Genomic DNA, 24,126 nt, shown 5'->3' with positions numbered 1-24,126 from the left:
TCAGGCCATTATTCGGCGGCGATGACGTTGGCGGCGGCGATGCGCTTGCGCTCGACGTCGTTCTTCGCGTAGTCGACCTGCCAGTCGGATGGCTGGTTGCTGCGGGTGACCTGCACCGCCGTCACCTTGTATTCGGGGCAGTTGGTCGCCCAATCCGAGTTCTCGGTGGTGATGACGTTGGCGCCGGTCACCGGGTGGTGGAAGGTGGTGTAGACGACGCCGGCCGGCATGCGGTCGGAGATGACGGCGCGCAACGTGGTGGCCCCCATGCGGCTGGCGAGCGACACCATGTCACCATCCTTGACGCCCCGGATCTCTGCATCCACCGCGTTGATCTCCAGCACGTCCTCCGGATGCCACGCCACGTTGGCGGTGCGCCGGGTCTGGGCACCGACATTGTAATGGGCGAGGATGCGGCCGGTGGTCAGCACCAGCGGGTACATCCGCGTGGTCCGCTCGTCGGTCGGCACATATTCGGTGACCACGAAGCGGCCGAGACCGCGGGCAAAGGTCTCGCCATGCATGATCGCCATGCCGGTGTCGTCGTCCTCGAACCCGGTGCAGGGCCACTGGACGCTGCCGACGCGGTCGAGCTTCTCGAAGCTGACGCCGCGGAAGGTCGGGGTCAGCCGGGCGATCTCGTCCATGATCTCCGACGTGGTCTCGTAGTGCATCGGGTAGCCCATCGCCGTCGCCAGCGCGCAGGCGACCCAATGCTCGTCCTTGCCGACCTTGGACGGCATCGCCTTGCGGACGCGGTTGATGCGGCGCTCGGCGTTGGTGAAGGTGCCGTCCTTCTCCAGGAAGGAGGTGCCGGGGAAGAAGACGTGGGCGAAGGCCGCCGTCTCGTTCAGGAACAGGTCCTGGACGATGACGATGTCCAGCGATTCCAGCGCCGAGGTGACGTGGGTGGTGTTGGGGTCGGACTGGACGATGTCCTCGCCCTGCACGAACAGGCCGCGGAAGCTGCCGTCATGGGCGCTGTCGAACATGTTGGGGATGCGCAGGCCGGGTTCCGGATCCAGCGTGACGCCCCAGGCGGCCTCGAACTCCTGGCGGACGAGGTCGTCCGACACATGGCGGTAGCCCGGCAGCTCGTGCGGGAAGGAGCCCATGTCGCAGGAGCCCTGCACGTTGTTCTGACCGCGCAGCGGGTTCACGCCGACGCCCTCGCGGCCGATGTTGCCGGTCGCCATCGCGAGGTTGGCAATCGCCATCACCGTGCTGGAGCCCTGGCTGTGCTCGGTCACGCCCAGGCCGTAGTAGATCGCGGCGTTGCCGCCGGTGGCATAGAGACGGGCGGCGGCGCGAACCTGATCGGCCGGAACGCCGGTGCGCGATTCCAGATATTCCGGCGAGTTGCGGTGCTCGGCGATGAACGCCTCCCACTTCGCGAACTCCTTGGGATCGCAACGCTCCTCGACGAAGGCGCGGTTGACCAGCCCCTCGGTGACGATGACGTGGGCGATGGCGTTCACCACGGCGACGTTGGTGCCGGGCTGGAGCTGGAGGTGGTATTCGGCCTGGACGTGCGGGCTGCGGACCAGATCGATGCGGCGCGGATCGACGACGATCAGCTTGGCCCCGGCACGCAGCCGCTTCTTCATGCGCGAACCGAACACCGGGTGGCCGTCGGTCGGGTTGGCGCCGATGACCAGGATGACGTCGGACTTGTCGACGCTCTTAAAGTCCTGGGTGCCGGCCGAGGTGCCGAAGGTCTGCGACAGGCCGTAGCCGGTCGGCGAATGGCAGACGCGGGCGCAGGTGTCGATGTTGTTGGTGCCGAAGGCGGCCCGAATCATCTTCTGGACGACATAGACCTCCTCGTTGGTGCAGCGCGAGGAGGTGATGCCGCCGATGGAGCCGCGGCCATACTTGGCCTGCACCGCCTTCAGCCGCTCGGCGGCGTAGGCGATCGCCTCCTCCCACGACACTTCGCGCCACGGGTCGGTGATCTTCTCTCGCACCATGGGCTTCATGATGCGGTCCTTGTGGGTAGCGTAACCCCAGGCGAAGCGGCCCTTGACGCAAGAGTGGCCCTCGTTGGCGCCGCCATTCTTCCACGGCGTCATGCGGACCACGGTGGTGCCCTGCATCTCCGCCTTGAAGGAGCAGCCGACGCCGCAATAGGCGCAGGTGGTGATGACGCTATGCTCGGGCTGGCCGTGCTCGATGATCGACTTTTCGGTCAGGGTCGCGGTCGGGCAGGCCTGGACGCAGGCGCCGCAGGACACGCACTCGCTGTCCATGAAGCTTTCCTTGGCGCCCGCCGACACCGTGGAGGCAAAGCCGCGGCTGTCGATGGTGAGCGCGAAGGTGCCCTGGGTCTCCTGGCAGGCGCGGACGCAGCGCGAGCAGACGATGCACTTGGAGGCGTCGAAGGTGAAGTAGGGGTTGCTCTCGTCCTTCGCGGCGGCGCGGTGGTTTTCGCCGTCGAAACCGTACCTGACGTTGCGCAAGCCCACCGCACCTGCCATGTCCTGCAACTCGCAGTCACCGTTGGCGGCGCAGGTCAGGCAGTCCAGCGGATGGTCGGAGATGTACAGCTCCATCACGCCGCGGCGCAGCTTGGCCAGCTTGTCAGTCTGGGTGTGGACCTTCATGCCGGGGGCGACGGGGGTGGTGCAGGAGGCCGGGGTGCCGCGGCGCCCCTCGATCTCCACCGCGCAGAGGCGGCAGGAGCCGAAGGGCTCCAGGCTGTCGGTGGCGCACAGCTTCGGCACGGTGATGCCGGCGTCCATCGCGGCGCGCATCACGGAGGTGCCTTCGGGAACGGTGATGGCGCGGCCGTCGATCTCCAGCGTCACCAGGGTCTCGGAGACGCGGGCCGGGGTGCCGTAGTCGGTCTCGTGGATGAGGGTCATCTCGGGTGCTCCTGGGTCGCTCGTTATTCGGCGGCGATGTGGGTGACGCGAACGGCCGGGGATTTCTTGCGGAAGTCTTCCGGGAAGTGCTTCACCGCGCTGCGCACCGGATAGGGCGTCATGCCGCCCATGGCGCAGAGCGAGCCGTCCACCATCACGTCGCAGAGGTCGGCGAGCAGTTCGAGGTTCGCGTCGACATTCTTGCCGGCGATGATCTTGTCGAGAGTCTCCATACCGCGGGTCGAGCCGATGCGACAGGGGGTGCACTTGCCGCAGGATTCCGCCACGCAGAATTCCATGGCGAAGCGCGCCTGCCGGGCCATGTCGACGCTGTCGTCGAAGACGACGATGCCGCCATGGCCGACCATCGCCTCCTGCGCCGCGAAGGCCTCGTAGTCCTTGGGCAGGTCGAATTGCGAGGGCGGGAGGTAGGCGCCGAGCGGGCCGCCGACCTGCACCGCGCGGATCGGCCGTCCGGTGATGGTGCCGCCGCCATATTCGTACAACAGCTCGTGCAGGGTGATACCGAAGGCCTTCTCGACGATGCCGCCATTCTTGATGTTGCCGGCGAGCTGGAAGGGCAGTGTGCCGCGCGACCGGCCGACGCCGAAGTCGCGGTAATACGCGCCACCCTTGTCGAGGATGATCGGCACCGAGCAGAGCGACAGCACGTTGTTGACCACCGTCGGCTTGCCGAACAGACCCTCCAGCGCCGGCAGCGGCGGCTTGGCGCGCACCATGCCGCGCTTGCCCTCCAGGCTTTCCAGCATCGCGGTCTCTTCGCCGCAGATGTAGGCGCCGGCGCCGACGCGGACGTCGAGATGGAAGGTGCGGTTGGTGCCGTGGATGTTGTCGCCGAGCCAGCCCTCGTCATAGGCCAGCTTGATGGCGTGGCGCAGGATGGCGGTGGCGTGCGGGTATTCCGAGCGCATGTAGACGTAGCCGGAGGTCGCTCCCACCGCGATGGCGGCGATGGTCATGCCCTCGATCAGGCAGAAGGGGTCGCCTTCGATGATCATGCGGTCGGCGAAGGTGCCGCTGTCGCCCTCGTCGGCGTTGCAGCAGACGAACTTCTCGTCCGCCTTGGCCTGCATCACCGTGTTCCACTTGATGCCGGTGGGGAAGCCGGCACCGCCACGGCCGCGCAAGCCGCTGTCGGTCACCGCCTGGACGATCTCCGCCTGGGACATCGCCAGCGCGTTCTCGAGGCCCCGGAAGCCGCCATGGGCGCGGTAGTCCTCGACCGACAGCGGATCGATGATGCCGCAACGGGCGAAGGTCAGCCGCTCCTGATTCTTGAAGTAGGGGATTTCCTCGGTCAGGCCGTGGCCCAGGGCATGCTCACCGCCGGTCAGGAAGCCGGCGTCGAACAGGCCGGGGACGTCGGCCGGGGTGACCGGACCGTAGGCGACGCGTCCGTCAGCGGTTTCGACCTCGACCAGAGGTTCCAGGTAGAGCATGCCGCGCGAGCCGTTGCGGACGATTCGCAGCGGCAGGTCGCGCTTGGCGGCCTCGGCCCGGATGGCGGCGGCCACGGCATCGGCGCCGACGGACAGGGCGGCGGAATCGCGCGGGACGAAGACGGTGATCAGATGGCCGCTCATTGCGCGTGACCCTTCTGGCTGAGGGCGCGGGGGATCTGGTTGTGGGCCGTCGGGTTGGTCCGCGTCTCGGCCGCCAGTTCATCGAAGCGGTCGGGCGAGACCCGGCCATGCAGGTTCTCGTCGATCATGACGGCGGGCGAGAGGGCGCAGTTGCCGAGGCAGAAGACCGGTTCCAGCGTGAAGGTGCCGTCGGCGGTGGTGCCGTGGAAATCGACCTGCAGGCTCTTCTTGATGTGGTCGACCAGCGCGTTGGCGCCCATCGACTGACAGGCCTCGGCACGGCAGACCTTGATGATGTGGCGGCCGGGCTTTTCGCGGCGGAATTCGTGATAGAAGGAGACGACGCCATGCACGTCGGCGCGCGAGAGGTTCAGCTCCGTCGCCAGAAGGGGAATGGCCTGTTCGTCGATATAGCCGAACTCTTCCTGCAGCGCGTGAAGGATCGGCAGCAGGGCGCCGCGCAGATGCCGATTGCTTTCGACAATCGTCATGGCGCGCTCAGCGCTCCACGGATGGCAAGCGTTCACGGGTATCCCTCCTTGCGATCGTCCGCGCCACACTTGAGGTTGGCGTCGTTCTGGCTTGGCTCTGTTGGCTTTTTCCAGGCGTCTCTCGTCGCCCGGCACCGTCAGAGTGTCGGAGGATACGGTATGCCAGCAAATTGTATTTTCCGATGAGCTGATAGCTTTTGGCTATCAAGAGCGGCCCGTCAGCGGATCGCCACCCGCCAGGGGATCATCGCCTCGGCTACGCTGATCGCGATCCGCTGGGCGATGTCGGCGTCGGATGCTGCCACCGCCAGCGCCCTGGCCAGCGGCGGCGGCGGGTCGCGGTCGGCGTAGGCGAGGCCGACGACGTGGCTCAGCTCCGGGTCGACCAGCGGCAGGGCGATGATGTCGGCATTCGGCGGGACGACGGTCAGCAGCTGGCCGGGAACGATGCTGGCGCAGGTGCCGGTGCGCACGATGGTGTAGAGGCTGACGATGGAGTTGGTCTCCATCGCCGCCTGCACCGTCCGCCCGGTCATGCGGAAGGCGGTGTCGGCGATGCGGCGGTTCTGCATGTCGGGAGTCAGCAGGCAGAGCCGCAGGTCGGCGGCCTTTTCCCAGGCGACCGCCCCCTGGGCGACCAGCTCCTCCGGCAACTCGTCGCGACGGGCCAGCAGGTAATAGCGCTCGGTGTAGAGCGGCAGGGTGCGGACGTTGTTCAGCGGTTCATTGTCGAGATAGGTGATGGCGGCGTCGAGTTCGAACTCGTCGAGCCCGCGCTGAATCTCGCGCGAACTGAGCGACACGATGCTGGAGCGGATGTGCGGGAAGCGCGTGGCGAAGGGCGTCAGCACATGGGGCACCGCCGGCAGAGCCGTCGGGATGGCGCCGAGCCGCAGATGGCCGGTGACGCCCTGGGCCAGAGCCAGCAGCTCGTGCCGTAGGTTGTCGCGCTCGCCAACGATGCGGCGGGCATATTCCAGCACCTTCATCCCCTCGGGCGTGAAGCCTTCGAACTTCTGGCCGCGCTCGACGATGGGGACCTGAAGCTCCTCCTCCAACTGACGGATGGCGTTGGAGAGGGTGGGCTGCGAGACGTGGCAGCTCTCCGCCGCGCGGCCGAAATGCTTTTCGCGGGACAGCGCCAGCAGATAGACGAACTTGCGGAACATCCCCTGCCGCCCTCCCCTCTCAAGCCGCCGGGTCGAAGGGCGGCACCGGCAGGCCCGGCACCTCCACCGCCATGGCGAACAGGCCGCCGGACTGCGGGAAGCGCTCCAGCTCCTCGGCCGGGCGGCCGGCGCTGGCGGTGGTGACGAAGAGCGTGCGCAGGTCGGGACCGCCGAAGGCCACCATGGTCGGGCAGCGCGCCGGCAGCGGATGCTCCGACATCAGGCGGCCATCGGGGGAGAAGCGCGCGACCCGGCCACCCTCATAGAGCGCAGTCCAATAGCAGCCCTCCGCATCCACCGCCGCGCCGTCCGGCCGGCCGCGGTCGCCGTCCTTCGGCTCCAGCCGGATGAAGATCTCGCCGTCGGAGATCGCGCCGGTGGCCGGATCGTAGCGGTAGCGGCGCACGGTGAAGGTCGGCGTGTCGGCGTGGTACAGGGTCCGCCCGTCCGGGCTGAAGGCGAGGCCGTTGGAGGTCAGCAGCCCACCGGCCAGAACCGCCAGCCCGCGCCGGTCATAGCGGTAGAGATGCGCCTTGCCGCCGGCCTTCGGCTCGTCCAGCGTGCCGGCCAGATAGCGGCCGGCGGGATCGGTCTTGCCGTCGTTGAAGCGGCTGGCGCCCTGGTCCTCCGGATTGGCGGCGAGACAGGCGACCAACCCGCCCTCCCCGTCCAGCTGCCACAGGCCGGAGCGCAGGCCGGCGATGAAGCCGCCGCCCTTGCGCGGGGCGACGCAGCCGATCTCCTCCGGCAGAGCCATCGCGCGGGCGGCACCGGTGGCGGGATCGAAGCGGTTCAGCGCCCGGCCCTTGATGTCGACCCAATAGAGCGCCTGTTCGTCCACCGACCAGACCGGCCCCTCCCCCAGTTTGGCACGGGCGTCGAGCACGCAGGTGAAGGCTGGGGTGACGGCTGGGCCGGCGGTCATCGCGTGATCCTCAGTGTTCCAACGGACCCGCAGGGTCGGACAGAACGGCGGCGCAATCAAGCTTGCCGGTGGGGGGATGGAACAGCGTGGAACAGGATCGGGCGGACGTTCCATCGGCCGGCGGCTCCCCCTACCGGCGATGGGAGAAGGGACCGGCGGCGCGGCGGTTCACCGGGCCGGGGTTGAGGCCGGGATAGGGATCGTCGGGGTTGACGGTCCAGGGATAGAGCCCCTTCGGCCCCGCCGCCTCCGGCCGGGCCAGGATGGCGGCGACCATCTCGGGGTTGGGAGGGATGCGCTCGCGAAGCTCGCCGGGGAGGTCGTCGTCGAGTTCGGGGACGGTGACGGCCGGCGGATCCTCAGGCCTGGGAGCCGGCCGCCGGGGAGTGGGCGGCTGGTCGGGGTGCCGGTCGGCGTGGGAGCCGGGGTGGAGGTCGGGCCGCTGGTCGGAGTGCGCGGCCTGCCGCTGGGGCGCCGGGAGGTCGAGACCGGCGAACAGCCCCAGCCGGTCGGCCAGCCAGCGGACCGTCGCCGGATCGCCCATGGAGACCAGCCGCTCGATCTGTTCCGCCACCAGGGCGCGGATCGAGGACAGGCGCAGCTCGGCCTCGCGGTTCAACGCCTGCCGTTCCCACCACACCCTGTGACGGAAATCCTTGGAGCCGTAATAGGCCCGCCAGAGCGTGGTGCGGCTGCAGCCCATGGCGCGCGAGACCTGGAGGAAGCTGCTGCCGCGCGCCAGCATGCCGGCGGCCATGATCCATTGCTCCTCGTGGAACTGCGACCCAGGAACCAGCGAGCCTTCGGCGGGCACCGGCGGCTCTTCGGCCCAGCGGGGGAAACGGTCGTCGGCGAGGGTGCGGCTGTCGAGCGGCATGGGGTGGCTCCGCGAATGGGATGGGCATTGCGGAGAGGGTATGGGATTTTGAACCTATGATGGGGAGGTTTTGGAAAAAGGGGGTGTGCAGAGCGTTTTGGTAGCGGCTAATGATGAACAGACGTGGGCCATTGATTAAAATCACTTGCAGTCGGACGCGAACTCCGTCGATTCCACCACGACTGGCAGTCAAATGTAGAAACTTGGGATAGGCAGAAAAACATTAAACTATAAAATCTGCAGACCAACATCCTGATCATCCACATTATAATACTCAGCAAAACCGCAAAATCACCACAATATTCGAATTGATTGTACGCAGAAACACAAAAACCGAAAATTCAGAGATTTTTTTACAATCCCATGTATATCTGGACGTCAGATGCATAAAACTTCTGCAGAATCTATTAGAATTTTTACAACCATGAGGTCGATTGCTCGAACATTGGGAGGGCTATTGCTGCGACAGTCCTGATATCGCCGATACGAGACTACGTGAGGCAATACCCTCCCCAACACTTCCTGTAGCTTATCCGTTAGACCTTAAACGTACTCTCCTAAAGACACGCGCCTCACCATCTACATAGAGCCTCAAAGGATACCGGTAGGCTCTTCGCTCATACATATAGTTCCCAAATACGCTAGCATGGATATGACCGTGAATCTCAAGACCGTAATAAGAGAACGGATATTCATAGGGAGAAAACCTTTTCACTTTCGGAATTAGTTTTTCAGGAACTTTAGGGCTACTCGCATCTGCATCATATAGTTCAATTTCCTCAAGCTGCTCAATTTCCTCAAGCTGCTCAATTTCCTCCAGTGGGGAGATATCAGCCAACTTATCGCAGCCGAATATGCCGATTTTTTTTAGGTTTTTGAGAACAGAAAGAGCTGAAATATCTTCAATGTTACTCATCCGCACAAGACGAATATGTTCCAAGTTATTTGCGCCTGAGATCCATGAAAGATCCTTAATCTGGTCACAATCATTAAGTTCCAGGCCTCTTAAACTTACCAGACTGCCCGAATCTGGCAAGATGGAAAGCTTTGAGCAGCCTGCAAGAGAAAGATGTTCCATTTCCTTTAAAGATTCCAGTACTTTTAAACTATGCAGGGATGACAAGCCGTGAAGTGAAACTCTACATAAATTACGGTGATTGGACAGTGCGTCGACAGATTCGATCTCCGGCATACCCAAAAGTGAGACTTCCTTCAATGAACTCGTATGGCAAAGAGCATCAAGAGATCTAATCTCCCTTCCGTCAGCTATAATCAGTTTTTCCAGCAAGGGCAAGCGCGCCAACCAATCAGCACCGGTAAGCTCAGGACAAATTTCTAGCTTGAGCTCACGTAAGCCGCGAAGCTCGCCAATTGCGGAAAAATCACTGACAGATGGAAGCTCAGACATTTCCAACACTTTAAGATTTCTGAGATTGCTTACAGCAGATATGTCTATAGCCTCCCAGCATTCACTGACATTCAATTTATCAAGGGATACCACCTCTTTGATGGAATCGAGATTTTTGATGCCAACGCAAGCACGAATAGTAAGTTGATCCAAATTGTGGAGGAAACGCAAAGCAGAAATATCATCTAGCTCGGGCAGACCTACAACATTTACTACTTTCAGATCACTTTGCCCCCTAAGGAAATCAAATGACTTGAGTCCCCTTATCCCTCCCAAAGATACCTGCTCAAGGCCAGTTAGCGTGAGCGGATGCACGTCAATACCACAGTCCTGTCCATTATAGATGTTAAGTTTACGAAGGTTTGGGATCTTTTCAAGAATAGCAGGAACACTTCCGTTTACAGATCTAAACTCCACTGAAACCGTAGACGCGGGGAGCGAGATGTATCGGATATTATCTAGGTTAATCGCCTCGAAATAAATTCTCTCTATGCTAGCCAAATTCGATATTTCCTCCATATCATCGGGCAAAGGAGAAGAAATTTTTACCATACGGAGATTAGCTAGCGCTTTTAGAGAAGCGATATTACGCACGCTTGCAAACTGTGGAAGAGCAGAATGATCTTCTACGTAGCTCTGCACAAAAGGTACTTCAGATATGTCGATACTATGCGCTTGACATACCTCAGCTACCACAGTCTCACGGCTTTCTTCTATGTACCCAGAGCGAAGAGCTCGAGATGCCAATGCACTGCCAACTAGCCGTAAAGCCTGAGCGCAAGCTGCTACCGTGGATGTCCTCTCATCTCTCCAGCGCTCATAAGAAAGATATGGGACAGCAGCATCACCTGCCACAGCCAGAATCTTAGCATCTTCTGGCGAGCGCGGTGGAACAAGTTCGTCGAGGTGTTGAAGTACCCGATCTCTCAGTTCTTGATCATGCTGCCTCAAATTCTCCAAGCATCCCAAAGCAAGCGCAAAGCATGTTTTCCGCACTTTTTGAGAGCGTGGCTTAGCACTTTTATGGCGCTCCCCGCGTTTCAGTAGAGCCTCAACAAGAGACTTTCCGAAACTGACTCCACCGGTAGGAGTTCCAGCGGCAAGCATAATGGTCTCATGCCATTGATCGTTCTCAGCTTGGTTTGCCAAAAACGCTTCTTGCTTATCTGCTCCCGCAGCAGAAGCGGCTAAGTATTCTTGAAAGCTACGATGCGGGAAGTCAATAAGCCCCCCTGCCGGCTCTCGAATAAGACCAGTTCTTTCTAATAAAAAGTCCAAAACACCACCAGCGTCACAATCCCTAGCCTGCGCCCTTTGGAAGCTTGGGATGTACCTTTTAACCCATTCTATCGCCTTTTCTTTCTCTATTTCAATTCTATAATTTTCATCTTGCTCTCCTTCATCGCCGATATTATTAGTCATCATTTCAAATGCGAGTCTTTGCAGCACCATCTCTTTATCATTTTTAGTAATATGAGAAAGAGGCTCTTGAGGTGGCTGAATTTTTCTTTTAATGTCTCGCGCTTCGATTAGCATATCACAGCACTGCGCATACAAATCTACTTTCTGCGTAGGAAGATAACCTTCTTCACGCCAATGAAGCACACAAACCATTGCGCAAAGCAGGGGAGTTCCGCAGAGCTCCTTAATCCTACGGTTAGAAGGATCAGAAATCTTCTTTGGAAGATCCGCACGTGCTCTGTTGAGTTCTTTAATTTCAAATTCATCAAGGCGATTGGTATCAATGGCATCATGCCAATGATGAATAAATCTGGTGATATCCTCATTTGACATCTCTTGCACTTCTGCGTCAAGAAAACTGGAAGGTGGATTCCAATTCTCAATCGGCTCAAGTGATTCGGAATCAACCGTTCCTGGAAGTGTTCGTGATGTTATAATAACCCGATTTCCATCATATTCCTTTATAAATCGATCAACCCATTCCCAGAATGCCGCCCTTTTGCTAGGAGGGAATTCGTCGACGCCGTCAATCATTATAACTGCATTTTTTTCCTCGAGAACACGCGAAATCCAATCTCTTGGCGTCTCATAGGTCCAAATGTCTTCATCAACAGAATATTGAACTAACTGCGAAATTCTAGGGGCTCCTGTTTCAATACGAGCAACTTTTCGAAGTGGAACAATAAATGGCACCCGTCCCGCCCACGGATTTTCAGGAGACGGAGCTTCTGTGCACCGCAATGTAATCCAATTTGTTAGTGTTGTTTTTCCAGATCCAGCTGGCCCCCGTATCACAATATGAGGATGCTCTACAAGAATACTTTCTGCATTCTCAGCTGCCGATTCCTTCTTGGCGAGCAAATTCAACGAAATATAAGCGATGCTAAGAGCGCCTAACAAAACGGCATTTGGGCTGTTGAGAGGGGCATGGCTGCACCTCTGGTCTCCGACGCCCTTTGGGCCCTGATTGAACCGTTGCTCCCACCGGAGCCGCCCAAACCGAAGGGCGGGCGGCCTCGGCTGGACAACCGGATGGCACTGACCGGCATCCTGTTCGTGTTGCGCTCTGGCATTCCCTGGGAACTGCTGCCGGTGGAGATGGGATGCGGTTCGGGCATGACCTGTTGGCGCCGGTTGCACGACTGGCATCAAGCCGGCGTCTGGGAGCGGTTGCATCGCGTGCTGCTCGACCGGCTTGGCTACGCCAACGCCATCAACTGGGATCGCGCGGCGGTGGACAGCGCCAGCGTTCCAGCAAAAAGGGGGGCGAGGAGACCGGGCCGAACCCGACGGACCGCGGCAAACCGGGCTCCAAGCGCCACATCCTCGTCGATGCCAATGGCATCCCCCTCGCCCTGAAAATCTCGCCGGCCAACCGGCATGACAGCAAGTTCCTGGAAGCGCTGGTCGATGCCGTGCCGGCGATCCGCCAATGCGCGGGCCGGCCACGACGTCGCCCAGCCAAACTGCACGCCGACAAGGGCTACGACTTCGCCCACTGCCGGCAGGCGTTACGCCGGCGCGGGATCATCCCGCGCATCGCCCGGCGCGGCATCGAAAGCAGCGAGCGCCTCGGCCGACATCGATGGGTGGTCGAGCGGACGCTCGCCTGGTTCGCGCGCTTCCGTCGCATCGCCGTCCGATACGAACGGCGCGCTGACATCTTCACCGCATTCCACCAAATAGCCGCCAGCCTCGTCTGCTGGCGTTTCGTCCAAAGATGGTTCTGTTAGGCACTCTAAGCGACTGATCCACGTCACGCAGTTGACGGACTCCAGGCGTAGACAATGTATTGCAACGCTTCCTCATATGCCTATAATAACTATCTTTAAAATGGAGAAATTCCCTTTCCTCCTCTGAGGCTAAATGTTCCGATAGCTTAGTAAAAGCTTCGGAGGATTTATCCAGTTTTTCTACAATTCTAGCGTTTTGCCGCGATATCCAAATAATCGCAGGATCAGCACTTAGAGCAAACTCATGATCAATCTGCTCAAAGAACGCAGCTATAAGCTTTTTGGGTCGAAGCCCATGTGGCCAAGCAACATCGGGCGTCTTTTTTGGGATATCAAGTCTATCCGCAAACATCTCGCGAAGTTCACTTGCATCATACGGCGTTCCGGTGATTATATAATCACGAACTGCCGCACTCACAGAGGGATCTTTAATAAAGCTTATAAAGTATTCGTTCTTATGACTGACGCTTGAATTGACAAATTTATTAATAGCGGAAGTCAGTGTAGCGTGAAGTCTCTGATCAAAGCCAGGCTTGAGCAGCCCCACTTTCTCTAGAGCCTTTCCTACTACTGAACCTTCAATCCTTTCAAGATGTTCTTGCAAAATTGATGTCGCGAGATTAGCTGCGACGGAGGCAGTTAATGATAATGGATCGAACGGACCGCTCATTACACTACTCCTGATACCGGTGAGCCGCGATTGTGCCCAAGACTACGAGATCGAGCAAGGCATTATCCCCGCCCTCACCCCGCCTCCACCGCACGACGCGACGCGACGCAGCGGGTGATCTCGGTCAGGAGTTGCACGCGGTCGATGGGCTTCGGCACATGGCAGTCCATGCCGGCCTCGTAGCATTGGGCGATATCGTCCGGGAAAGTGTTGGCGGTCAGCGCCACGATGACGGTGCGCGACACCGGACCAGGCATGGCGCGAAGGACGCGCGTCGCCTCCAGGCCGTCCATCACCGGCATGTTCACGTCCATCAGGATGGCGTCGAACGGCTCGCTGCCCGCCGCCGCCACGGCCGCCTCCACCGCCCGGGCGCCGTCCTCCACCGCCGCGACGCTGTGGCCGGCCTGCTTCAGCAGCGTGACCGCCAGCAGGCGGTTCATCTCCACATCCTCCACCACCAGGATGCGCAGGGGCTCCGTCGCCGCAGCGGCAGGGGCCGGCGCGGGCGGGGCGGTCACGGCCGGCGGTGACGGCGGCAGGGGCGGCGGAGGGGGTGGCGGAGGCGGGGCGGGCGCCTCGGTGACGGGGGCGGCGACGGGGGCGGAGGGCGGCTCGGCGGCGGGGGGAGCCGGGGGGCGCAGGCGGTCCAGATGCTCGCGCAGCTCCGCCGGGTCATAGGGCTTGGCGATCAGGTCGTAACCGCCCATCGCCACGTCGTCGGCCACCACCGCATGGGCGGCGAAGCCCGACGCCAGCAGAACCGGCAGGTCGGGGCGCAGGCGCCGCGCCTCGCGCGCCAGCTCGGCGCCGTTCATGCCCGGCGGCATCACGATGTCGCTGAACAGCAGGTCCAGGGGCCCCGGCCCGCGCAGCACCACCAGAGCCTCGCCGGCGCCCGAGGCGGCGGTCACCCGGTGGCCCCAGCTGCGCAGCAGGGCGCAGCCGTTCTCGCGGATGTTGTGGTCGTCCTCCACCATCAGGATCGACAGGCTCGGGCGGCCGGACGGCGTTCTCGCGGGGTGGCCGGCGGTGGCGGCATGGAAGACGGCAGGGGAGCCGGCAGTCTCCCCGGCCATGCGGTCGGGCGGGAAATGGATGGTGACGGTGGTGCCCTGCCCCACCCGGCTGGCCAGGGACAGGGTGCCGCCATGCAGCTCCACCAGCCGGCGGGTCAGCGGCAGGCCCAGGCCGGCGCCCTCGGTCTGGCGGTTCTCCGGGCTGGCGACGCGGGCGTAGGCCAGCAGGACGCGGCCCAGATCCTGTTCGGGAATGCCGACGCCGTTGTCGCGCACCTCCAGCAGCAGGCCGCCGTCCGGGGCGGGCGCGGCGGTCAGCGACACCGACCCGCCGGAGGGGGTGTATTTCACCGCGTTGGACAGCAGGTTCAGCAGGATCTGGCGGATGCGCCGCTCGTCGCCGCGCATGTGGCGGGCGGCGGGGTCCACCGCTGCATTGAGGGCGATGCCGGCGCGGGCGGCGCGCGGGGTCAGCAGGCGGATGGCGAAGGTGGCGGCGGCGTCGAGATCGACGGGCTCGTCGTCGAGGACCAACTGGCCGGAATCGGCGCGGACATGGTCGAGGATCTCGTTGATCAGCTCCAGCAGATGCTGGCCGCTGTCGCGGATGTTGACGGCGAAGTCGCGGTAATGGGCGGTGCCGACCGGCCCCTCCGACTCCCGCGCGATCAGGTCGGCGAAGCCGATGACGGCGTTCATCGGCGTGCGCAGCTCGTGGCTCAGGCTCGCCAGGAACTCGGTCTTGCTGCGGCTGGCCGATTCCGCGGCGTGGCGGGCGTCCTGCAGCTCCGCCTCCATGAACTTGCGGGCGGTGACGTCGCGCTCGACGCTGACGTAATCCTGCGGCGCGCCCCAGTCGTCGGTGACCAGCCGCACCGCCGCCTCTATCCAGATCCAGCGGCCGTCGGCATGGCGCAGCCGGTAGGTGGTCTTCAGGGTCGGGCGGTCGGGGGTCAGGCGGGCGAGACCGGCGGAAAGATCGTCGCGGTCGTCGGGGTGGACGCGCTCCACCAGCGGGCGGCCGATCAGCTCGGCCGGCGGGCTGCCCAGGCTGTCGCGCGTCGCCTCCGAACAGAAACGGCGCACCCCGTCCAGGCCGATGCGGCCGATGATGTCGGTGACGCTGCGGGCGAGAAGACGATAGCGCGCCTCGCTGGCGCGGATCGTGCGTTCGGCCTCGTGGCGGCGGGTGATGTCGCGGGCGCCGACCGACAGCATGACGATGGCGCCGCTCTCGTCGCGGATCGGCACCTGCGACACCTCCCACCAACGGGTGACGCCGTTGTGGGTGTGCTGCTCCTCGAAGCGGGTGGGGGCGCCGGCGTCGATGCAGGATTGCAGGTCCGCCATCACCTTGGCGGCGAGGTCCGGCGGCAGCAGGCGGTCGAGCGGCTGGCCCTCCGCCCGCGCGGCGCGGTCGCCCATCAGGCGCTGGGCGGCGGCGTTGGCGCAATGCAGGGTGAAGCTGCCGTCGGGATTGACGCGCAGGACGGCGAGGCTGTCGGCGGAGCTGTCGAAGACGGCGCGGAACAGGGCGGCGTTCTCCGACAGCGCGCCTTCGTCGGCGACGCGGCGGTGCTCGCGCGCCAGCATGGTGCCGAGCAGGCCGATGCCAAGCGTGGTGAAGGCGATCAGCGGCAGCGCCGCCTCCTCCATCACCCGCATGGCGAGGTCGAGGTCGGGCAGCAGCAGGAAGGCCAGCAGGGTCAGCGGCGTGATCGCCAGACCGAACAGCGACAGCAGGCCGAAGCCGAAGGCGCCTTTCCCGCCACCACCCTGCCCGGCGGCGCGGCGCTCCATCGGACGGGCCAGCAGCGGCGCGGCCAGTGCGGTCAGCAGGATGCCGGCGAGGCCGGACAGCGCGCCGACGCCGCCCAGCCACAGCCGCACCGCGCCGGCGATGGCGGCCGACAGCAGCGCCGCCGGCAGGCCGCCGAACAGCCCGGCCAGACCGACCATCGCGTTGCGCAGGTCGATCAGCACCCCGCCCGCCACCGGGTAGGCGTCCAGCATCGAAATGGCGGCGGCCGCGCCGAACAGCAGGCCGGAGAGGAGCGCGAAGGCACGGCGTCGGCGGGCGCCGAACCGCCGCAGCACGTGGCGGTAGGCCAGCAGAACCAGCGCCAGCAGGCCGACGCCGTGCGTCAGGGCGATGACGATGCCCGTACCCATGCTTCCGCCCTCCCCCGCGCCCGCAAAGCTTGACGCGAACTTTTACACAGGCAATCAAACAAGAAGAAGAAACGATTCGAAACAGTCATACCGCCTTTTTTCCTACTACTACCGATGATGGTGGCTTGACCGGCGGCGTTACGTGGCTGTCGTGTTTGCCCGGCGGTTCGGCTAGGATGGCCCGGCGAGTTGTTCGTGGTCGTCTTGTTCTCGGTGGCTTCGGCATGTTCTTGAAGATCTTCTCACGGAGCCTGGTCGCCCGAACGACGGCATCGGCGGTGTTGCTGGTGTCGGTGCTGGTCGCCGTGCCGATGATCGTGCTGATCCAGGCCGATGTGCGGAACACCCGCGCCGAGTTGGCCATCCGGGCGGAGATGGCGACCCGCATCGTGCTGGAGGATGTGACCAACGCCCTGTGGGACCTCGACCCCGAAGAGGCGGCGACGGCGCTGAACCCGCTGCGCTCGATCGACAGCTTCGCCGAGGCGGTGATCCTGGGCACCCATGGCGAACGCTTCGCCGTCTACCGCAAGCCGGGGGCCAATATCGGCGGCGCAGTGGACAATGGGGATGCCGCCACCGTGGCGGCGGTGCCGCTGACCCACCAGGATCGCAGCGGCGGCACCCGCAGCATCGGCACCCTGCTGGTCAGGCTGGACACCGGGCCGACCGACGACGCCATCCGCCACCATGTGCTGGTGCTGGGCGGCATCGGCATCGCGGCGCTTCTGCTGGTGGTGCTGGGCGTGATCTGGGCGACGCGTGGCGTGACGCTGCCGATCGCCGGCATGACCCGCGCCATGGACGATCTGGCTGCCGGCGACGTGACGGTGACCGTGCCGGTGCGCCACCGCGACGACGAGATCGGCCGCATGGCCAGGGCGCTCGGCACCTTTCGCCAGAACGCCATCGACCTGCGCGCCGCCAAGGAACGGGCCGAGCAGGCGGTCGCGTCGAAGGCCAAGTTCATGGCCGCCGCCAGCCACGATTTGCGCCAGCCGGCCCAGTCGCTGCTGATGCTGACCGCCATGCTGCGCGCCACCGCCCCCGATCCGAAGGTGGAGGATTCCGCGCGCAAGATCGAACAGGTGGTGATGACGCTGAAGCAGCTGCTCGACGAGTTGCTGGAGGTGTCGCGGCTGGATGCCGGCGGCGTCACCGCCAACAAGGCGGTGCATGAGGTCGCCGACCTGTTCGAAGCGCTGGATTCGCAATATGCCCCGGTCGCCCGCGGCAAGGGGCTGGCCTTCGCCGTGCCGCAACACCGCGCGGCGGTGCTGACCGACCGGGTGCTGCTGCTGCGGCTGCTGGGCAACCTGATCGACAACGCGATCCGCTACACGAATGCCGGACAGGTGCAGGTCGCCTGCCTGGAATCCGGCGGCAGCCTGATCGTCGAGGTGCGCGACACCGGCATCGGCATTCCCGCGGACCGTCTTGACGCCATCTGGGAGGAGTTCCACCAGATCGGCAACCCGGAGCGCAACCGCGACAACGGCATCGGGCTCGGCCTGTCGATCGTCCAGCGGCTGGCCACGGTGCTGGACCACCCGGTCAAGGTGCGGTCCACGCCGGGGAAGGGATCGGTCTTCTCGGTCACCGTGCCGCTGGCGCCGGTGGAGCGGACCCTTGCGGATGGGACGGCGGACGAGCCGGTGCGCCCCGCCCCGGCTGCCGCCAATGGCGCGGTGGTGGCGACGCTGGCCGATGCGCCGGCGAAGGACGGCGAGATCGCGATCCTGGTGATCGACGACGACCAGTTCGTGCTGTCCGCCATTTCGATGTTCCTCACCACGGCGGGCCACCGCGTCGTCGGCGCCTCCACGGTCGCCCAGGGACTGCGCGCGGTGGAGGACGGCACCGTCCGACCCGACGCGGTGATCGCCGATTACCACCTGTCGGCCACCGAGAACGGCCTGGACTTCATCGAGACGGTGTGGCGGCGGCTGGGGCTGCGCATTCCGGCGGTGCTGATCTCCGGACGGCTGGACGGCGCGGTGGCGGCGCGCGCGGCGGAAATGGGCGTCACCGTGGCCGCCAAACCGATCATGCCGGACCGGCTGTCGGCGCTGGTGGAGCAGATGACGGCCGGGCGGCCGGCGGCGGCGGTTCCGCTCGGCACCGCCACTCCGCATAAGACCCTGAGCGAATAACGTCATCGGCCGGGAGCCGGATGTTTAGTACCAAAATTATCTCACACATCCCACTGTGCTGTGGCACAACAATCGGGCTGTGCCCGAGGACGGTCCTGCAACCCTGTCCAAGGGCGGAAAAAGAAGCAACCTCGGAGGATTCCATGCGCGGCGCCACCACGACCGACATCACCCGTGCCCGTGACATCATCGCCGGCTTCGACTTCGGCTATGTGGTCGAACGCGCCGTCGCCGCAGGCATGACCCGCAGCACGTCCGGAATCGCATTGGCCCAGTTGAAGGACTTCCTGCTGGCCTGCGCCGAGCATCCGGACCGCGACATCGTCCCGCAATCCGCCGCCTGCGATGATCTGTGGCACGAGTTCATCGTCGCCGACACCCGCGCCTATTTCCGCTTCTGCGAGGCGGTCTATGGCGAATACCTGCATCACAACGGCGTCGCCGTTCCGGCCGAGCGGATGGCCGCCGCCCGCACCGACAGTGCCCGCCTGTTCGCTGGCGCGGATTGCCTGCGGGAAGCCGCGAAGGCGGATTGCCTGCGCGAGGCGGCGAAGGCTGACTGCCTGCGCGAGGCGAAGGCTGCGGATTGTCTCCGGGAAGCTGCGCAAGCCGACTGCCTGCGTGAAGCCAAGCCGGCTGACTGCCTGCGTGAGGCCGCGAAGGCCGACTGTCTCCGCGAAGCTGCAAAGGCCGATTGTCTCCGTGAGGCCAAGCCGGCCGACTGTCTGCGCGAAGCGCGGCCGCAGGGCGCCGTCTGACGCGGCACCGGCTTCAGCGAAAAGCCCCTGTCCGCTGCCGGACAGGGGCTTTTTTCATGCGGTCACCCTGCCCTGCCCCGCACCGGCTCAGCCGAAGTTCAGGCCGCCGAACGGGGTGATGAAATTCTCGCTCAATACATTGCCGCGTAGCGCGACATAGTCCGGCACCACCAGCGGAATCACCGGCAGCTCGTTCATCACCAGACATTCGGCGTCCTTGTAGACCTCGGCACGGCGGCCGGGATCGGGGATGGCCATCGCCTGTTCAATCAGAGCATCGAACTTCGGATTCGACCAGCCGACCGGGTTGAAGCGGCTGCGGCTGCTGAACAGCTCGTCCAGGAAGTTCATCGGGTCGGGGTAGGTGGCGGTCCAGCCGAACAGGAAGGAATCATAGTCGCGCCGCCGGGATCGCGAGATGAACTCCTGGCGCGGAGAGATCACCAGCTTCGCCGGAATGCCGGCGTTGTTCCATTGCGAGACGTAATAGACGAACTCCCGCCGGTATTCCGGAATGACGGCGACCTGGAAGGGGTCGATGCCGCGGCCCTCCGGATATCCCGCCTCCTCCAGCAGTTGCTTCGCCAGCATCGGATGGTAGGCCAGCGGCTCCAGCCTTTCGTTCGACAGCAGCGCCGGCGGAACGATGCCGTTGTGGACGGTCGCCACCCCGCGGAAGAAGCGCTCCGCCATCGCGGTGCGGTCGATCAGCAGCGACATCGCCCGGCGCACCCGCAGATCGGCGAAGGCCTTCACTCGGCGGGGATCGAGCGCGACCACACGCGTCTGCATGCGCGGCACGTTCGACAGCCAGCGTTTGAAGCCGGGATCGTCCATCACCCCGCGCAGCGCGTCGGTGTCGACGAAGGTGAAGTCGATCTGGCTGTCGTTGAACAGCGTGATGCCGTCGTTGCCGATGCCGGTGGCGAGGAAGGACACCCGCTCGAACGGCACCGCACCGCCGCGCCAGCCGGGATTGGCCTCCACATCCATGCGGATGCCATCGTTCGACCGCACCAGCCGGTAGGGTCCGGTTCCGGCGGACATGGTGCGGAACCAGTCCGGGCCGGCCTTCTCCGCCGCCTCCACATCGACGATGTTCAGCCGGGCGAAGGGAAAGACGGCGCAGGGTTCGTCGCAGACCACCTCCAGCGTCCGGTCGTCGACCACGGTGATGCCCGACAAACCGGTGGCGGTCTTCGCCCGCAGCTCGCGAAAGCCCCGGACCTTGGACAGGGCGAGCACCGCGAAGTTGGCGCCGTCGCCGGCCAGGGCCGCCTCGAAGCTGTGCTTGACGTCGGCGGCGGTCAGGGGGCGGCCGGTGTGGAAGGTGACGTTGTCGCGGATGGTCAAGCGCCACCGGCGGGCATCCTCCGACCCCTCCCAGGCGGTGGCGAGGCCGGGGAGGATGCGGCCTTGGGGATCGACGGTGGTCAGACTCTCATACATCGAGCCGAGGACCTGACGCGCGACCAGATCATTGACGGTCAGCGGGTTGATGGCGCCGGGCAGGGCCTTCAGCCCGATCCGCAGGGCAGGGGCGGCGGCCATCGCCGGACGCGGCAGGGCGCCGGCCAGCCCGGCTGCGCCGAGCAATCCAATGAACTGTCGTCTCTGCACCGCCGGCATCGCTGATCCGTAAGGTCGATGGTCTCGTCACTGATCCTTACCATGCGGCAGGGCAGGCGGTCACCCTGGCCGACCGCCAGAGGCTTTCGCGATCGAAAGCAACCGTGGGGTGTTTTCCATTATTGACGCAACCGGAGCGGGCTTTCGCATTCGAAAGCTTTGGTCGTTATCACCACGATGATGCTGCGAGGTATACAGCTCCAGACGCAGGGATAGATCCCCTCTCCCCGGGGGGGGGAGAGGGAGGTGCGCTTTTCTCCGGAAGCTTTGCCCTCAGCCGTTCAGCAGAGCGTCGATGCGGTCGCGCAGAGCCTGCAGCCGCTCGCGGTGTTCGCGTTGCAGGGCCTGGGCGACGGTGTCGATGGCGGCGAGATCCTTGTCCATCCGGTTGATCGCCTTGCCCAGCACCCGCAGCGGCTCCGCCGTGCTGGACGCCGCCGGGCGGGCCGCCCGCACCGCACCGACCGTCAGACCGCCGGTGCGCGCCGTCTGCCACAGCCGGCGCAGTTCCGCCTCGTCCTCGACGAAGGCCAATTCGACCAGGGCGGAGCGAGACACGGCATCGGGGTTGGCGCGGTAGTCGGCCAGGATGTCGTCAGGCAGGCGCAGCACCTTCAGGCGCTTGGACACCTCGGCCTCCGAACAGCCGACGGCCGCCGCCACCTCCGCCTGGGTGTAGCCGTGCGCCTCGATCAGCTGCGACAGGCCGCGGGCGAGGTCGATGGCGTCGAGGTCCACGCGCTGGACGTTTTCGATCAGCGCGATCTCTTCGGGCCGGCCCTTTGTGATGATGGCGGCGATGGTGCCGCGGCCGAGCAGCCGGTGGGCGCGCAACCGCCGTTCGCCGGCCACCAGCCGATAGCGGCCCTTCTCCGCCCCCTCCTGAACCAGCACGGGTTGCTGCAACCCATGGCGGGCGATGGAGTCGGCCAGCGAGCGCAGGGAATCGTCGTCGAACACCGTGCGCGGCTGGCCGGGATTGGTCTCCACGGCGTCCAGATCGACCTCGACCAGCCGGGGCAGCACGCCGCTCAACCCGAACATGCGGTCGGTCTCGGCAGCGAAGCCGGCCTCCTTGGCCTGGAGCACGGTGGCGGCGGTCTGCCGGGTCAGCTTCTTAGGCGGCATCGACAGTCTCCTGCAGGCGGCCCATGGCGGTCAGCAGAGCCGAGGCGATGGCGGCATAGCTCTCCACCCCCGGCGCACCGATGTCGGCATCCAGCGTGATGACGTTGGCGCCGGCCGCCTGGGCGTAGATGGTGGCGCGCGGCACCGGCGGGAACACGCGGCGGCTGTCGCCCCACAGGCGCTGGATGTCGTCAAGCGACGAGCGGTCCTGGGTCTGGCGCGGGTTGACCATGGTCGGCAGGATGCCCAGCACCTCCAGCCGCGGGTTGAGGCGCCGCTGGATCTTGGCGACGGTGTCGAGGAAGGCGCTGACGCCGAGGATGGCGTGCGGCTCCGCCTGGCAGGGCACCAGGACGTAATCGGCGGCGGTCAGCGCGTTGATGGTCACGGCGCCGAGGTTGGGAGCGCAATCGATGACGATGACGTCATAACGCTCGCGCACGCCGTCCAGCATTTCGGCAAGTGCCGTCTGGGCGTTGGTCAGGTTGCCGGGAAGTTCGGTGTCGGCACTGGCCAGCGCGATGCTGGAGGGAACGACATCCAGCCCTTCGACGCTGGTCGGACGGATCACCGCGTCGAGCGGCGTCTTGCCCATCAGCGCGTGGTAGAGGACCTTCCCCGCCTCGGTCAGAGCCACCACGTCGGTCTGCGGAACGCCGACATGGACGGTGGCGTTGCCCTGCGGATCGGCGTCGACCAGCAGAACCCGGTTGCCGGCGCGCGCCAGGATGAAGGCGAGGTTGATCGAGGTCGCGGTCTTGGCGGTGCCGCCCTTCTGCAGGCCGACGGCGACGGTGGTGCCGCGGCGGGGCAGGGCGCTTTCCGGCCGTTCCAGATCCAGCAACAGAAGCCGGCCCAGCAGGTCGCGGGGTAGGGCCTCCTTACCGGTTTCCCACTTGCTCAACCTTTGCTTGTCGTATTTGCGGCCGGTCAACTCGTTGACGTAAGCCGCCATCTGCGTCTGGGTCAGGCCGCGCCGTTCCCGCAACGCCTTCAACTGTTCCCCTGTCACGCCCCGTCCTCCTGCCCCGGCACCGGTTGGCAGCGACCCTAGCAAGTCGTCGCGACTCCGGCAACGGGTGTCTACCAAATGGGCGTGACCGGAGGGGCAGGGGGATCAGACCGTTTCGTCGTATTCCACCTTGGGAACGTCGATCCAGTTTTCCGGCTGGCCCTGGTCCTTCTTCCAGAACAGGACCGGCAACTCGGCGTTCAGCACGCGGCCCTGAACGGCGCCGCGCGCCTTCATCGTCTCCTTGTATTCCGCCGTCTCGACGATGCGGACGCCATAGCCGGGGATGCGGTCGGCGGCCAGGACGGGGCCGAGCGCGTTCTTGAACTTGCGCAGGTCGTTGTCGGAACCGACGCGCTTGCGCAGCGGCTCCAGCGCCATCCAGAAGGCATGGCCGCGGGCGAGGTGGGCGCGGGCGATCTCGTAGAGGCGCTTTTCCACCGGCTTCAGCGCGAAATACTGGTCGTCGTAGCTCAGCAGATTGTGGCCCAGCGCCGCGCGGGTGACCCAGCCCGACAGCGTCAGCTTCAGCCCGCGCACCGCGCGCTCGCCGTCCTTCTTGCGCTGGTAGAGCAGCTTGTAGTCGGAAATCCACGAGAAGGCGCCGCTCTCGCCCTCCCCGCCGGTTTCCAGGTTGGTCTTGATCTGCGTGCCCTGCAGCCGCTCCAGCGCGCCTTCGATCTTGTCGTAGGCGCTGCCGCCCGCGGTCTTGCCGACGATGCGCTGGAGGTCGCTGGTGGTGAAGTGCAGCTCGCCCAGCTTGGACGGGCCCTTGCCCGATTCCATCTTCTCGCGCAGCAGCGAGATGGCGTAGAGCAGCACCGCCTTGTCCCAGATCGTCGCAACGCCGACATTCTTCGGCGCCCGCACCTCGATCCGCACCTTGCCGTCATCATAGGTCGGCAGCGATTCCGCCTTGTCCTTCGACAGGCCGAACAGGCTGTAGACCATCATGTGGCGGTCGTTCTGGACATCGCCGGTCAGCGGGGAATCGAGCCGCAGAGCCAATTGCAGCGGCCGGTCGAGCAGCTCGGCGTTGGTGGTCTGGGTCAT

15 protein-coding genes and 1 pseudogene are annotated in these 24,126 nt (G+C 64.4%); 3 read left to right on the top strand and 13 right to left on the bottom strand.

Annotation, left to right across the window (positions count from 1 at the left end; all coding sequences use genetic code 11):
• Nucleotides 1-8 precede the first annotated feature (8 nt).
• The 7 genes from fdhF to M5E06_RS18020 all read right to left on the bottom strand — a co-directional run bounded on the left by fdhF (nt 9) and on the right by M5E06_RS18020 (nt 11,666).
• Nucleotides 9-2,864, bottom strand: a complete 2,856-nt coding sequence (gene fdhF / locus M5E06_RS18050; RefSeq protein ID WP_252139387.1) for a formate dehydrogenase subunit alpha — start codon at nt 2,862-2,864, stop codon at nt 9-11.
• 23 nt (nt 2,865-2,887) lie between these two features.
• A complete protein-coding gene (locus tag M5E06_RS18045; RefSeq protein WP_252139386.1) occupies nt 2,888-4,468 on the bottom strand; it encodes a formate dehydrogenase beta subunit in 1,581 nt (526 codons plus the stop codon).
• Nucleotides 4,465-4,995, bottom strand: a complete 531-nt coding sequence (locus tag M5E06_RS18040; protein ID WP_353654348.1) for a formate dehydrogenase subunit gamma — start codon at nt 4,993-4,995, stop codon at nt 4,465-4,467. The genes M5E06_RS18045 and M5E06_RS18040 overlap by 4 nt, the downstream gene beginning before the upstream one ends.
• 182 nt (nt 4,996-5,177) lie before the next feature.
• Nucleotides 5,178-6,128 carry a LysR family transcriptional regulator gene (locus M5E06_RS18035; RefSeq protein WP_252139384.1) on the bottom strand — a complete coding sequence of 317 codons (951 nt, stop codon included), beginning with the start codon at nt 6,126-6,128 and terminating at the stop codon, nt 5,178-5,180.
• A 19-nt stretch (nt 6,129-6,147) separates the two neighbouring features.
• Nucleotides 6,148-7,053, bottom strand: a complete 906-nt coding sequence (locus tag M5E06_RS18030) for an SMP-30/gluconolactonase/LRE family protein (RefSeq protein WP_252139383.1) — start codon at nt 7,051-7,053, stop codon at nt 6,148-6,150.
• 130 nt (nt 7,054-7,183) lie between these two features.
• On the bottom strand, nt 7,184-7,930 hold the full coding sequence (locus M5E06_RS18025; RefSeq protein ID WP_252139382.1) for a hypothetical protein: 747 nt from the start codon (nt 7,928-7,930) through the stop codon (nt 7,184-7,186).
• A gap of 529 nt (nt 7,931-8,459) precedes the next feature.
• On the bottom strand, nt 8,460-11,666 hold the full coding sequence (locus tag M5E06_RS18020; protein ID WP_252139381.1) for an NACHT domain-containing protein: 3,207 nt from the start codon (nt 11,664-11,666) through the stop codon (nt 8,460-8,462).
• Nucleotides 11,667-11,726: 60 nt separating this feature from the next.
• Between M5E06_RS18020 and M5E06_RS18015 the strand changes: the two are divergent.
• Nucleotides 11,727-12,445, top strand: a pseudogene (locus M5E06_RS18015) (IS5 family transposase); the annotation flags it as partial.
• Between the two features lie 19 nt (nt 12,446-12,464).
• On the opposite strand, the gene M5E06_RS18010 reads toward M5E06_RS18015, so the two are convergent.
• Nucleotides 12,465-13,202 carry a hypothetical protein gene (locus M5E06_RS18010; RefSeq protein WP_252139379.1) on the bottom strand — a complete coding sequence of 246 codons (738 nt, stop codon included), beginning with the start codon at nt 13,200-13,202 and terminating at the stop codon, nt 12,465-12,467.
• A 74-nt stretch (nt 13,203-13,276) separates the two neighbouring features.
• Nucleotides 13,277-16,393, bottom strand: coding sequence for a response regulator (locus M5E06_RS18005; RefSeq protein WP_252139378.1), 3,117 nt, complete (start codon nt 16,391-16,393; stop codon nt 13,277-13,279).
• Nucleotides 16,394-16,617: 224 nt separating this feature from the next.
• Between M5E06_RS18005 and M5E06_RS18000 the strand changes: the two genes are divergently transcribed.
• Together M5E06_RS18000 and M5E06_RS17995 are read left to right on the top strand one after the other, a co-directional pair.
• Nucleotides 16,618-18,546, top strand: a complete 1,929-nt coding sequence (locus M5E06_RS18000; protein WP_252139377.1) for a hybrid sensor histidine kinase/response regulator — start codon at nt 16,618-16,620, stop codon at nt 18,544-18,546.
• A 143-nt stretch (nt 18,547-18,689) separates the two neighbouring features.
• Complete coding sequence (locus M5E06_RS17995; RefSeq protein WP_252139376.1) at nt 18,690-19,304, top strand: UCP032817 domain-containing protein; 615 nt, start codon at nt 18,690-18,692, stop codon at nt 19,302-19,304.
• Between the two features lie 87 nt (nt 19,305-19,391).
• Here the strand turns inward: M5E06_RS17995 and M5E06_RS17990 are convergent, their stop codons facing one another.
• The 4 genes from M5E06_RS17990 to M5E06_RS17975 all read right to left on the bottom strand — a co-directional run.
• Nucleotides 19,392-20,933 carry an ABC transporter substrate-binding protein gene (locus tag M5E06_RS17990; RefSeq protein ID WP_252139375.1) on the bottom strand — a complete coding sequence of 514 codons (1,542 nt, stop codon included), beginning with the start codon at nt 20,931-20,933 and terminating at the stop codon, nt 19,392-19,394.
• Nucleotides 20,934-21,206: 273 nt separating this feature from the next.
• On the bottom strand, nt 21,207-22,061 hold the full coding sequence (locus M5E06_RS17985) for a ParB/RepB/Spo0J family partition protein (RefSeq protein ID WP_252139374.1): 855 nt from the start codon (nt 22,059-22,061) through the stop codon (nt 21,207-21,209).
• The gene (locus M5E06_RS17980; RefSeq protein ID WP_109075141.1) at nt 22,051-23,073 is read right to left on the bottom strand and encodes an AAA family ATPase; all 1,023 of its coding nucleotides are present in this window, start codon (nt 23,071-23,073) and stop codon (nt 22,051-22,053) included. Before M5E06_RS17980 ends, M5E06_RS17985 begins: the two co-directional genes overlap by 11 nt.
• A gap of 105 nt (nt 23,074-23,178) precedes the next feature.
• Nucleotides 23,179-24,126: replication initiator protein A (locus M5E06_RS17975; protein WP_109153386.1), on the bottom strand; the 948-nt coding region annotated here is incomplete at its 5' end.

It is taken from the genome of Azospirillum sp. A1-3 (assembly GCF_023806445.1).
Taxonomy (GTDB): Bacteria; Pseudomonadota; Alphaproteobacteria; order Azospirillales; family Azospirillaceae; genus Azospirillum.
The sequence above is the reverse complement of the archived record's forward strand: the minus strand, read 5'-3'. Positions and strand labels throughout refer to the sequence as shown.